Below are 12,396 nucleotides of genomic sequence, written 5' to 3' on the forward strand. Positions count from 1 at the left end.
GCTTCCAGCTTCCAGCTTCCAGCTTCCAGCTTCCAGCTTCCAGCTTCCAGCTTCCAGCTTCCAGCTTCCAGCTTCCAGCTTCCAGCTTCCAGCTGAACTTCAATAAGGATTGATGGATGACACGCAAGATTCTGGTTCTCCCGGGCGACGGTATCGGCCCGGAAATCACCGCCCAGGCCAGCCGGGTGCTGGCCGCCTGCCAGGCCCGCGGCCTGGACGTCGAGGTCGAGGAGGCCCCGGTCGGCGGTACCGCCTATGACCTCGAGGGCTCGCCGCTGCCGGAGAGCACCCTGGCCAAGGCTCGGGCCGCCGACGCCGTGCTGCTGGGGGCGGTGGGCGGTCCCAAGTGGGACAAGCTCGAGGACATCAGCAAGCGCCCCGAGAAGGGCCTGCTGGGCCTGCGCAAGGAGCTTGGCCTGTTCGGTAACCTGCGTCCGGCGCTGCTCTACCCGCAGCTGGCCGAGGCCTCAAGCCTCAAGCCCGAGCTGGTGTCCGGTCTGGACATCATGATCGTGCGCGAGCTCACCGGCGGCATCTACTTCGGCCAGCCGCGCGGCATCGAGGAGCGCGACGGCCAGCGCGTCGGCTACAACACCTACGTCTACTCCGAGGCCGAGATCGAGCGCATCGGTCGCGTCGCCTTCGAGATGGCGCAGAAGCGCGCCAAGAAGCTGTGCTCGGTGGACAAGGCCAACGTGCTCGAGGTCACCATGCTGTGGCGCGAGGTCATGGAGCGTCTGGCGCCGGAGTATCCGGACGTCGAGCTGTCCCACATGTACGTCGACAACGCCGCCATGCAACTGGTCCGCGCGCCCAAGCAGTTCGACGTGGTGGTCACCGGCAACATGTTCGGCGACATCCTCTCCGATGCCGCGGCCATGCTCACCGGCTCCATCGGCATGCTGCCCTCGGCCTCGCTCAACGAGTCCGGCCAGGGCATGTATGAGCCCTGCCACGGCAGCGCCCCGGACATCGCCGGCCAGAACGTCGCCAATCCGCTGGCCACCATTCTCTCGGTGGCCATGATGCTGCGTTACTCGCTGGGCGAAGCGGCGCTGGCCGAGCGCATCGAGGCGGCGGTAGGCAAGGTCCTCGACGAAGGCCTGCGCACCGCCGACATCGCCGCCGAAGGAGAGCGGGCCGTGTCCACCAGCGAGATGGGCGACGCCGTGCTGGCAGCCTTCGAGGCCCTGTAGGCGACGGCCTTGCGGCCAGTGAGCTCCGAGTCGCCTGACCCCGGGGTTCGCGCCTGCCGGGGCCGTTCGATCCCGGCAGGTCGCTGATAACCCTGTCTCCATCCTGTATACTATTGGGTTCAATTCTTTCTGGAGGACTTCACATGTTGAAAGTCGGTTTCGTCGGATGGCGTGGCATGGTGGGTTCCGTGCTCATGCAGCGGATGGTGGAAGATGGAGACTTCAACGGCATCGAGCCGATCTTCTTCACCACCTCCCAGGTCGGCCAGGCCGGCCCCGACGTCGGCGTGGACGTGCCTCCGCTGAAGGACGCCTTCGACCTCGAGTCGCTCAAGGCCCTGGATGTGGTGGTCACCTGTCAGGGCGGCGACTACACCAAGAAGGTCTTTGATGACCTGCGCGGCGCCGGCTGGAAAGGCTACTGGATCGACGCCGCCAGCACCCTGCGCATGGCCGACGACGCCACCATCGTGCTGGACCCGGTCAACCGCAAGGTCATCGATGATCAACTGGCCCGCGGTGCCAAGACCTTCGTCGGCGGCAACTGCACCGTCAGCCTGATGCTGATGGGCCTGGGCGGCCTGTTCGAGGCCGATATGGTCGAGTGGATGACTTCCATGACCTACCAGGCGGCCTCCGGCTCCGGTGCCAAGCACATGCGTGAGCTGCTCAACCAGATGGGTACGCTGCGCGACAGCGTGGCCGACGAACTCGCCGATCCCGCCAGCGCCATCCTCGACATCGATCGCAAGGTCACCGCGGCCATGCGCGGCGGTGATTTCCCGACCGACAACTTCGGCGCGCCGCTGGCCGGCAGCCTGCTGCCGTGGATCGACTCCAAGCTCGACAACGGCCAGAGCCGTGAAGAGTGGAAGGGCAACGTCGAGACCAACAAGATTCTCGGTCTGCAGGACAACCCGGTGCCGATCGACGGCCTTTGCGTGCGCATCGGCGCCATGCGCTCCCATAGCCAGGCGTTCACCATCAAGCTCAAGCAGGATGTGCCGCTCGACGAGATCGAGGAGCGCATTGCCACCCACAACGACTGGGTCAAGCTGATCCCCAACGACAAGGATGCCACCATCGACGGCCTGACCCCGGCCGCCGCCACCGGCACCCTGACCGTGCCCGTCGGCCGCCTGCGCAAGCTGGCCATGGGCGGCGAGTACCTGTCGGCCTTCAGCGTCGGCGACCAGCTGCTGTGGGGGGCCGCCGAGCCGCTGAAGCGCATGCTCAAGATCCTGCGCGAGCAGTAAGTTCGGGCAATCCCGGCGATTTGGCGGGGCGGCTCCTTCGGGAGTCGCCCCGCTTGCGTTTATGGGCGCGTTCGCCGTGACGTCTCGACATGGATTACGTTGACAGCATGTTGATCGGTTCCATGGAGTGATGACCTGGTGATGGGGCGAGCATGTCAGAGGCCGGGTCAGCCATTGTGCGGATCGGCCTGAGGCGCCGTTGTGGTATCACGGTACAGGAGGGGAGATCGCCAGGATGGCCATGAAACGCAAGCTATCATCCATCATGCTGCTTCCGCTGTCCCTTGCCAGCCCGCTCACGCTGGCTCTGGGACTGGGCGACGCCGAGGTCGAATCGCCGCTCGATGCGCCACTGCATGCCACTATTCCGCTGACCGATGCCGGCGGTCTCGATCCGGATTCGCTCAGCGTATCGGTGGCTGGCGCCGAAGCCTATCGTGCTGCCGGCCTGGTACGCACTGACCTGGCGGCAAGCGTCCAGATGGCGGTTCGTCGCCAGCACGGGCATCTGGTGCTGGAGCTGACCACCAGACAGCCGGTGAGTGAGCCCTGGCTTGACCTGATGTTGAGCCTCGACTGGCCAGGCGGCCGCCGGTTGCGCGAGGTCACCCTGCTGTTCGACCCACCCGACTATGCGGCCATGCCGGTGCTGGTCGAGGGCGCGAGCGGTTCAAGAGATGTCGAGGTGCCGCCCCCGGAGAATACCGAGAAGGCGACGCTGTCCGTTGCCGAGCGGGAGGCGGAAAACCCGGCGCGAGTGCGCAGCGGCGATACCCTCTGGGCAGTGGCGGAGAGGTTGCGGCCCGACGCGGCTATCGGCATGGATCAGATGATGGTGGCGCTGGTCGAGGCCAATCCCGAGATCTTTCCGTCGGGCAACGCCAATCAGATGCGAGCCGGCCATACCCTGTCAGTGCCGGGGCGCGCGGCCATCGTGGCCCGCTCCCCGGCGCGAGCGTCCGAGCTGATGGAGGACATGAATCGTGCCTGGGCCAGCCGCGGTGACGGGGCGCCGGTGCCGGTGGCCCTGGGCGATGAAGGGCCGTCGACTGCCGTCGCCGAGCCGCCCCAGGGGGCACGCCTGACCCTGTTGACCGATGAGCAGGCGGCCGTCGGCCTTGCCAGGGCGGCGAGCGAGGCAGCGCCAGAGGCGTCGGATGCCGATGCCGAGGGACCTGCGCCCCTATTCCCGGGGAGGATTCGGTATCTGGATGACGAGGTGCTGGCCTCGCTCACTGGCCGAGGAGGGGCGGGCGAGGAAGCGCGTCTGCAGCGCCTGGAGCGGCGCTGGGAGGAAGGGCTCGAGAGGCTGGACGATGTCCAGGCCGAGCGGAATGCCCTGGAAGCCGAGCTCGATGAGTTGCGGGATGAGCTCGCTGTGCTGAGCGCGCGGGTGGCGGGTCTGACCGCCGCTGGCGCGGAGGGGGTGGAGGAGGCGGCAGCGCGGAGCGTCGTGTCGCCGGCTGCTGATGCCGAACCGACAAGTGCCTGGTGGGAACCGATCGTGCGCCCGTGGGTCCTTGGCGCAGCAGCGATCGTCCTGCTGCTGGTGTCATGGGGATGGATTCGACATCGGCGGAAGGGCAGGGCGCCCGCCCCATCCTTCGACGACGCCCTGATAGCCAGGCCGCCTGGAGAGGCCGAGCCGCCCGGCGCCGCTGCGCGCTCGATGCAGGCTGACATGCTTGAAACGGAGGCCATCAGCGAGGCCGACATCTTGATCGCCTACGGGCGCTATGAGCAGGCCCGGGAGCTGCTGGAAGCGGGCGTCGCTCGCGAGCCCGAGCGTGACGACCTGCGCCTGAAGCTGCTGCGGGTCCAGCTCGAGCAGGGTGACCGTGCCGCTGCCGAGGCGCAGGCAGAACGCCTGCAGGTCTCCGGCAGCGACGCGACGCGTGCTGAAGCCGAGCGGCTGATGGGGCATCTGACCGCTGGCGCCCCCTTTGCTGGCGGCCGAGCCGTATTCAGCGCCGCCGATGAGCGCCCGCCGCGGCACTTCGATGGCTCGGCGGCGGCGTCGTCGCCGACGTCCGTCGGGCGCGACCCGGAGGGTGCGGCCGATGCGCGAGTCCGTCAACGCCCGCCCCGGGGCGAGCCGGCCACCCGCGAGTCCGCTGCGTTGCAGAACATGGCAGCCCAGAACGTGGCGTCGCCGGGCGAGGTCGCTTCGTCCGGCACGTCATCGGGAGCGTCACAGTCGGAGTCGCCTCGCGAGGATGCCGAGGCCGGGTCCCAAGTCGAGGCGCCCGAGCCCGAGTCGATGCCCCAGGTGGTGTCACGAGATAGGGACGAGGGCAGTCGCATCATCGACTACCGGCCGCCGTCGCTCGAGCCCGACGAACCCCGTGACGAGGCGCCCAAGCCCTCCGGCATCGACGTCGCGCCGACGCCCGCCGGCTCGTCGGAGGCGAGCGACGAATGGGACATCCAGGAGGTGGCGTTTCCGTCGCTGGATGGGGATAATGTCGGCTCTGCCGACGAGGCTGCCCCAGGGGCGACCCTGGCCGAGGCACGCCACCTGCTCGAGGTCGGAGAGGTTCGCGAAGCACGCGTCCTGCTGGAGCGCCTGCTCGAGGCGTCCGGCGATACCGTTGCCCGGCTGGAGGCCCGCGACCTGCTCGACCGCTATCAGCCATGACACACGAATGACTCTTTTTCATCGTCTCGACGAACATCAACCGCTCAGTGGCCGCCTGGCCATGGCGGTAGAGTACGACGGCACTGCCTACTGCGGCTGGCAGCGCCTGAAGCACGCCGCTTCGGTGCAGGCCTCCCTGGAGGCGGCCCTGTCCCGGGTGGCGGCCGCCCCCGTCAAGGTTCTGTGCAGTGGCCGCACCGATTCCGGCGTGCACGCGACTCGCCAGGTCATTCACTTCGACCCGCCCTCACCGCGTTCGGAGAAGGCCTGGGTGTACGGCGTCAATGCCAACCTGCCACGCGATATCGCGGTGCGCTGGGTCGCGCCGGTACCCGATGACTTTCATGCCCGCTTCAAGGCCCTGGCGCGGCGCTATCGCTATGTGCTGCTCAACCAGCCCAGCCGCCCGGTCATGGAGCGCGCCAACGTGACCTGGTGTCGCGATCCGCTCGATGCCCAGGCCATGCACCGCGCCGCCCAGTCGCTGGTCGGCGAGCATGACTTCTCGTCCTTTCGAGCCGCCGGCTGCCAATCGAAGACCCCGTGGCGCCACCTGCACTTCATCGAGGTGCATCGGCACGGCCCGCTGGTGGTCATCGACGTCCAGGGCAACGCCTTCTTGCACCACATGATTCGCAACATCGCCGGCGCCCTGGTCGCGGTGGGGCGCGGCGAGCAGGGCGAGGACTACATCGCCCGCCTGCTGGCGCTGCGCGATCGCACCCAAGCTGACGTTACCGCCCCGGCCTGCGGCCTGCATTTCGTCGACTCTCTCTACGACGAATGCTGGGGGCTGCCGGCGGAACCCCTGGGCCCCAACCTGCTGGCCTTCCTCGGCGAGTGGACCGGCGAACGACCGCTGCCGGATTGCCCGATGGTCGAGTTCCGCCGTGGCAGGCCGCTGGCGGAGACGGTGGAGGAGGGCGGCAATGCTTGAACATGGCATGTCCCTTGGCCGCACCCGGGTCAAGTTCTGTGGCCTGACCCGCCCCGAGGACGTCGATGCCGCCGTGGCGGCCGGCGCCGACGCCCTGGGCTTCGTGCTGTGGTCCGGCAGCAGGCGAGCCGTGGATATCGAGCGGTTGGCGATGCTGAGCGCTCGGGTGCCGGCTTTCGTCACCCGGGTCGGGCTGTTCGTCGACCCCGATCCCGAACTGGTGGCCAGCGCCGCCGAGCACCTGGATCTGCTGCAGTTCCATGGCGAGGAGACGCCGGCTTTCTGCGAGGCGGTCGGCAGGCCCTGGATCAAGGCGCTGCGCATGCGCGACAAGCTGGATCTGCCGCAGGCGGCGCGCGACTATCACGCTGCTCGGGCGCTGCTGCTCGACGCCTATCGCCCCGGCGTGCCGGGCGGCACCGGGGAGACCTTCGACTGGACGCGGATCCCCGCAAGTCTGGCAAAACCTGTTATTCTCGCCGGGGGCCTGACGCCGGCCAACGCGGCCGAGGCCATCGCATCGGTGCGGCCCTTCGCGGTGGATGTCTCCGGCGGCATCGAGGCCGCCCCAGGGGTCAAGGATGCCGAGCTGATGGCTGACTTCCTCAAGGCGGTGCGTCGCGCCGATACCTGATTTCACTGCCCCGTGCCCCCACTCCTTCTGGCGATCCTGTGAGGTGTCCTTGTGAGCAAGTTCAGTGACCTGACCCGACTGCCGGATGCCCGCGGCCATTTCGGCCCCTATGGCGGCCGGTTCGTCTCGGAGACCCTGAGCTTCGCCCTGGAGGATCTGGACGCGACCTATGCGCAGCTGCGCGACGATCCGGACTTCCAGGCGGAATTCGATCACGACCTGTCTCATTACGTTGGCCGGCCGTCACCGCTCTATCATGCCGAGCGATGGTCGAAGCGGCTCGGTGGGGCCCAGGTCTGGCTCAAGCGCGAGGACCTCAATCACACCGGCGCGCACAAGGTGAATAACACCATCGGCCAGGCGCTGCTGGCCAAGAAGAGCGGCAAGCCGCGGGTGATTGCCGAGACCGGCGCCGGCCAGCACGGGGTGGCCACCGCCACCGTGGCCGCTCGCCTGGGCCTGAAGTGCGATGTCTACATGGGGGCCGAGGACGTCGAGCGCCAGAAGCTCAACGTCTACCGCATGCGCCTGCTGGGCGCCAACGTGATTCCCGTCGAGTCCGGCACCCGCACCCTCAAGGACGCCATGAACGAGGCGCTGCGTGACTGGGTGACCAACGTCGACGATACCTTCTACATCATCGGCACCGTGGCCGGACCGCATCCCTACCCGATGCTGGTGCGCGACTTCAATTCGGTGGTGGGCCGCGAGGCGCGTCGCCAGTCGCTGGAGGAGTTCGGTCGCCTGCCCGATGCGCTGATCGCCTGCGTGGGCGGCGGTTCCAACGCCATGGGGCTGTTCTATCCCTTCGTCGAAGACGACGAGGTGGCCATGTACGGCGTCGAGGCCGGCGGCGACGGTGTGGCCACCGGTCGCCATGCCGCTCCGCTGGCCTCCGGCGCGCCGCGCGGCGTGCTGCATGGCAACCGGACCTATCTGATGTCCGACGAGGGTGGCCAGGTCAGCGATACCCACTCGATCTCCGCCGGGCTCGACTATCCGGGCGTGGGGCCGGAGCATGCCCTGTGGAAGGACGTGGGGCGCGTCAATTACGTGGCGGCCAACGACGATGCCGTGCTCGAGGCCTTCCGCGAGCTGACCCACGTCGAGGGCATCATGCCGGCGCTGGAGTCGGCTCACGCCTTGGCCCACGCCAAGGTGCTGGCGCCGCAGATGCGTCCCGACCAGCACATCGTGGTCAACCTCTCGGGGCGTGGCGACAAGGACATCCTGACAGTCGCCAAGATCGATGGCATCGAACTCTAGGGGACAGTGATGAATCGTATCGACCAACGTTTCGCCGCGCTCAAGGCCGAGGGACGCCGTGCGCTGATTCCCTACATCACCGCCGGCGATCCGGCGCCGGAGCATACCGTTGGCTTCATGCACGCCCTGGTGCGTGCCGGGGCCGACGTCATCGAGCTGGGCGTACCGTTCTCCGATCCCATGGCCGATGGTCCGGTGATCCAGAAAGCCTGCGAGCGGGCACTCCGGCACGGCGTGCGCCTGACCCACCTGTTCGACATGGTGCGCGAGTTCCGGCGTGAAGACAGCGAGACCCCGGTGGTGCTGATGGGCTATCTCAACCCCGTGGAGCGCCTGGGGTTCGAGGCCTTTGCCGACCAGGCCCGCGAGGCCGGCATCGATGGCGTGCTGCTCGTCGACATGCCACCGGAGGAGGCCGACCTGATGGGCCCGGTGCTCAAGGAGCGCGGCCTGGCCTCGATCTTCCTGGTCGCCCCTACCACTTCCCGGTCTCGGGCCGCTACAATATGCGCCCATGGCGAGGGCTATCTCTATTACGTTTCGCTCAAGGGCGTCACGGGCGGTGCCAGCGCCAATGCCGAGGATGTCGCCGAGCATCTGGTGCCGCTGCGCGAGATGACCGACTTGCCGCTATGCGTTGGCTTCGGCATCCGCGACGGTGCCTCGGCCGCCGAGATCGGCCGGGTAGCCGATGGCGTGATCGTCGGTAGCGCGCTGGTGTCGCGCATCGCCGAGAACGCCGAGCGACCCGAGGCGATCCCCGCTACCCTGGAAGCGGTGCTGGGTGAGATGCGCCAGGCACTGGATGCCTGACGGCCCGAGCCGACCGAATCGACTCCGCCCCCGACGTCCCGGGGGCGTCCGCAACAATGGAAGCGTTTCTGACATGAGCTGGCTAGACAAGATCGTGCCCTCGGTGGGCCGCATTCAGCGCAAGGACCGCCGCGCGAGCGTCCCCGACGGCCTGTGGCGCAAGTGTCCCAAGTGTGACGGGGTGCTCTACCTTCCGGAACTCGAGAAGCACCACAACGTCTGTCCCAAGTGCGACCACCACCTGCGTCTCACCGCGCGCAAGCGCCTCGACTGGTTCCTCGATCCGGAAGGCCGTGAAGAGATCTCGGCTGACCTCGAGCCCGTCGACCGCCTCAAGTTCCGCGACTCGAAGAAATACAAGGACCGTCTGACCGCGGCCCAGAAGTCCACCGGCGAGAAGGACGCGCTGGTGGCCATGCGCGGTCAGCTGGACGGTCTGCCGGTCGTCGCGGTGGCCTTCGAATTCACCTTCATGGGGGGATCCATGGGCGCGGTGGTCGGCGAGAAGTTCGTGCGTGCCGCCAGCCTGGCCCTCGAAGAGGGCGTGCCGCTGGTCTGCTTCGGGGCGTCCGGCGGGGCGCGCATGCAGGAGGCGCTGTTCTCGCTGATGCAGATGGCCAAGACCTCTGCCGCCCTCGAGAAGCTCAAGCAGGCCGGCGTGCCCTACATCTCGGTGCTCACCGATCCGGTGTTCGGCGGCGTCTCCGCATCGCTTGCCATGCTCGGTGATCTCAATGTCGCCGAGCCCAATGCCCTGATCGGCTTCGCCGGACCGCGGGTCATCGAGCAGACGGTGCGCGAGCAGCTGCCCGAAGGCTTCCAGCGCAGCGAGTTCCTGCTCGAGCACGGCACCGTGGACATGATCGTGCACCGTCACGAGATCCGCGGCCGGCTCGGTGGGGTGCTGCGCAAGCTGACGCATCAGCCGATCAGCGGCCTGGCCGAGGACGAGCAAGAGGCTCATGAGCCCGATCTCGTCGATGCCGCGGAGCAGGCCGGTGCGGCGGACGAGCCGGCCTCGCCCGAGCCCGCCCGGGAGACCGTCGCCGAGTCGGCTGACGAGTCTCCGCGCCCCAGCACCGAGCGCTGAGGCGCCATGCGCGACGCTCCTTCCTCCTCTCTAGAGGCCTGGCTGGCGCGACTGGAAGCGGCCCATCCGGTGGATATCGACCTCGGCCTCGAGCGTGTGGCCGAGGTCGCTCGCCGCATGGGGCTCCTGGAAGGGCCCATCGCCGGTCGGCTGATCACCGTGGCCGGCACCAACGGCAAGGGGTCCACCGTGACCATGCTCGAGGCATTGGCTCGGGAGCACGGTGCCACCACCGCCACCTACACCTCGCCCCACTTGCTGCGCTACAACGAGCGGCTGCGCCTGGACGGTCGTGAGGCGACGGATGCCGAGTTGATCGACGGTTTCGAGGCCGTGGAGGCCGCCCGATGCGACGGTGAGCCGATCAGCCTGACCTATTTCGAGGCCGGTACCCTGGGCGCGCTGCACGCCATTCGCGCTCGTCGTCCCGAGCTTGCCATCCTCGAGGTGGGCCTGGGGGGGCGCCTAGATGCCGTCAACGTGCTCGATGCCGACGTGGCGGTGGTGACCACCATCGCCCGTGATCATGCCGCCTTCCTGGGGGATGATCTCGAAGGGATCGGCCGGGAGAAGGCGGGCATCATGCGGCCCGGTCGGCCGGCGGTGCTCGGCAGTCCCCGCTTGCCGGCCAGCGTCGCCGCCACCGCCGAGGCCCTCGGTGCCCCCCGACATGCCCTCGGTGACACTTACCATCGCACGTCCGAGGCGTCCGGTTGGTCCTGGCGAGGCCTGGACGCGCAGGGCAGCCCCCTGCGCGTCGCAGCATTGCCGGACCCCGAGCTGCCGCTGGACAATGCCGCCACCGCGCTGCAGGCGTTTGCCCTGGCGGGCTGGGAGCTCGACGCCGCGGCCTGTCGCCGGGCGCTGTCCCGAGTCGAGCTGCCCGGACGCATGCAGTGGCGAGGCCAGTGGTGCCTGGACGTGGGGCATAACCCCCATGCCGCCGAGTACCTGGCTGGCCGCCTGGCCGAGCGACCGTGCCGTGGACGTACCATCGCCCTGCTGGGCATGCTTGCCGACAAGGACGCCGATGGCGTCATCCACGCCCTGGCGCCGGCGGTCGACGCCTGGCTGCCGGTGAGCCTCGACGGCGACCGTGCCCGCAGTGCCGAGGCCTTGGCCGAACGCCTCGGAGCGCTCGAGGCGCGGGTGCTGCATCTGGCGGATTCTCCGGGAGAAGGCGCGGCCTGGCTGGCCGATCACCTGGATCCCGATGATCGCGTGCTGGTGTGCGGTTCCTTCTTTACCGTGGCCGGCGTGCTGGCGGCCTGGGCTCGGGCGGCGCAGACTTCAACGGATGCCGGTAGCGAGGGAACGACATGAAATATGGAATGCGAGAGCGGGTCAGCGGTGTGCTGATCCTGATCGCCCTGGCGGTCATCTTCGTGCCGCTGCTGTTCGACGATCCCGCGCCGCGGGACAATCGCCCCGAGCCGAGCCTGACCATCGAGCAGCCGGTCGAGGTGGCGCATCGCGAACCAGCGGCGCCGCAGCCCCCCGACGGCCTGTCGGACAGCGCTCGGGTCTCCGATTCGCCGAATGACGCCACGGTGTCCGAGACGGCCGGGAGAGTCGACGAGGAGGAAGCGACCGCGACCGGCGATGCCGTGACCGAGTCGGCGCCGGCTGAAGACGACGCCGTGACCGCGGCGCCGTCGACGGAGCCTGCGTCCGAGCCGGAGAGGTCGACCGACCCCATCGCCGATCTGGCCCGCGCCGCCGACGAGCGCATGGCGTCAACGGCGGAGCGTACCCAGGAAGCGGTGTCCGGCGGCGAGTGGGCGGTGCAGGTCGGCAGCTTCGGCGAGCCCGGCAATGCCGAGCGTCTCGAAGCCCGGCTCAAGGAGCAGGGGTTTCCGGCCTACCGTCGCCCTCGCAACAATAATCTGACCAGCGTTTACGTCGGTCCCTATGCCAGCAGCGAAGTCGCCGAGGAGGCGATGGCCGAGCTCAAGGCCGGCCTCAATCTCCAGGGCCTGCTGGTGGAGACGGAGTGAGGCCATGACCCTGACCTGGCTGGACTGGCTGTTCGTCGCGGTGCTTGCCGTCACCGGCATCGCCGGGTTGATGCGAGGCCTGGTTCGCGAGGCCCTCGGGCTGGCGTCGTGGGTCGTGGCGCTGCTGGCGGCCCGCTGGCTGGCCGCCCCCCTGGCCATGCGGCTCGACGGTCTGATCGACAGCCCCGACGGTCGGCTGGTGTTGGCCTTCGTGGCGGTCGTGCTGGGGGTCATCCTGGCCTGCGGCGTGATCATTCGCCTGATCCAGGCGGCGGTCGAATGGGTCGGCATGGGGCTGTTCAACCGGGTTGCCGGTGCGGCCTTCGGCCTCGCCAAGGGCGCCGCCATCCTGGTGGTGGCGACGCTGCTGATCGGCCTGACCCCGCTCGAGCGTCTCCAGGCCTGGCAGCAGGCGGCCCTGCGACCGAGCTTCGTGGAGTTGAAAGACTGGGCGATCGGGCGCCTGGCGGACTGGGAAGGGCAACTGCCGATGTCGCCCGGCGCCCTCGGCGTCCCGACATCCGAGCCGACGGAAGACGCGGCGGATGACGAGATCGTCACCCCCTGAC

11 protein-coding genes are annotated in these 12,396 nt (G+C 68.5%); all 11 read left to right on the forward strand.

Annotation, left to right across the window (positions count from 1 at the left end):
- Nucleotides 1-116 precede the first annotated feature (116 nt).
- The 11 genes from leuB (at nt 117) to FHR96_RS07010 (ending at nt 12,395) form a co-directional block, all read left to right on the forward strand.
- Nucleotides 117-1,196: a 3-isopropylmalate dehydrogenase gene (leuB, locus tag FHR96_RS06960; RefSeq protein WP_183386947.1), complete on the forward strand. Its 1,080-nt coding sequence runs from the start codon at nt 117-119 to the stop codon at nt 1,194-1,196.
- A gap of 143 nt (nt 1,197-1,339) precedes the next feature.
- The gene (gene asd, locus FHR96_RS06965) at nt 1,340-2,452 is read left to right on the forward strand and encodes an aspartate-semialdehyde dehydrogenase (RefSeq protein WP_183386948.1); all 1,113 of its coding nucleotides are present in this window, start codon (nt 1,340-1,342) and stop codon (nt 2,450-2,452) included.
- Between the two features lie 241 nt (nt 2,453-2,693).
- A complete protein-coding gene (locus FHR96_RS06970) occupies nt 2,694-5,090 on the forward strand; it encodes a type IV pilus assembly protein FimV (protein WP_183386949.1) in 2,397 nt (798 codons plus the stop codon).
- Nucleotides 5,091-5,097: 7 nt separating this feature from the next.
- Nucleotides 5,098-6,027, forward strand: coding sequence for a tRNA pseudouridine(38-40) synthase TruA (gene truA, locus FHR96_RS06975; protein ID WP_183386950.1), 930 nt, complete (start codon nt 5,098-5,100; stop codon nt 6,025-6,027).
- Nucleotides 6,020-6,661 (forward strand): phosphoribosylanthranilate isomerase, encoded by a 642-nt coding sequence (locus FHR96_RS06980; RefSeq protein WP_183386951.1) that lies wholly within the window; start codon nt 6,020-6,022, stop codon nt 6,659-6,661. Before truA ends, FHR96_RS06980 begins: the two co-directional genes overlap by 8 nt.
- Before the next feature lie 51 nt (nt 6,662-6,712).
- Complete coding sequence (gene trpB, locus FHR96_RS06985) at nt 6,713-7,927, forward strand: tryptophan synthase subunit beta (protein ID WP_183386952.1); 1,215 nt, start codon at nt 6,713-6,715, stop codon at nt 7,925-7,927.
- A gap of 9 nt (nt 7,928-7,936) precedes the next feature.
- The gene (trpA, locus tag FHR96_RS06990; protein WP_183386953.1) at nt 7,937-8,740 is read left to right on the forward strand and encodes a tryptophan synthase subunit alpha; all 804 of its coding nucleotides are present in this window, start codon (nt 7,937-7,939) and stop codon (nt 8,738-8,740) included.
- Between the two features lie 73 nt (nt 8,741-8,813).
- A complete protein-coding gene (gene accD / locus FHR96_RS06995; RefSeq protein WP_183386954.1) occupies nt 8,814-9,830 on the forward strand; it encodes an acetyl-CoA carboxylase, carboxyltransferase subunit beta in 1,017 nt (338 codons plus the stop codon).
- 6 nt (nt 9,831-9,836) lie between these two features.
- A complete protein-coding gene (gene folC / locus FHR96_RS07000) occupies nt 9,837-11,153 on the forward strand; it encodes a bifunctional tetrahydrofolate synthase/dihydrofolate synthase (RefSeq protein WP_183386955.1) in 1,317 nt (438 codons plus the stop codon).
- Nucleotides 11,150-11,827, forward strand: a complete 678-nt coding sequence (locus FHR96_RS07005) for an SPOR domain-containing protein (RefSeq protein WP_183386956.1) — start codon at nt 11,150-11,152, stop codon at nt 11,825-11,827. Before folC ends, FHR96_RS07005 begins: the two co-directional genes overlap by 4 nt.
- Before the next feature lie 4 nt (nt 11,828-11,831).
- The gene (locus FHR96_RS07010) at nt 11,832-12,395 is read left to right on the forward strand and encodes a CvpA family protein (RefSeq protein WP_183386957.1); all 564 of its coding nucleotides are present in this window, start codon (nt 11,832-11,834) and stop codon (nt 12,393-12,395) included.
- Nucleotide 12,396: the final 1 nt, after the last annotated feature.

It is taken from the genome of Halomonas organivorans, assembly GCF_014192055.1.
In the GTDB taxonomy this organism is placed as follows: domain Bacteria; phylum Pseudomonadota; class Gammaproteobacteria; order Pseudomonadales; family Halomonadaceae; genus Halomonas; species Halomonas organivorans.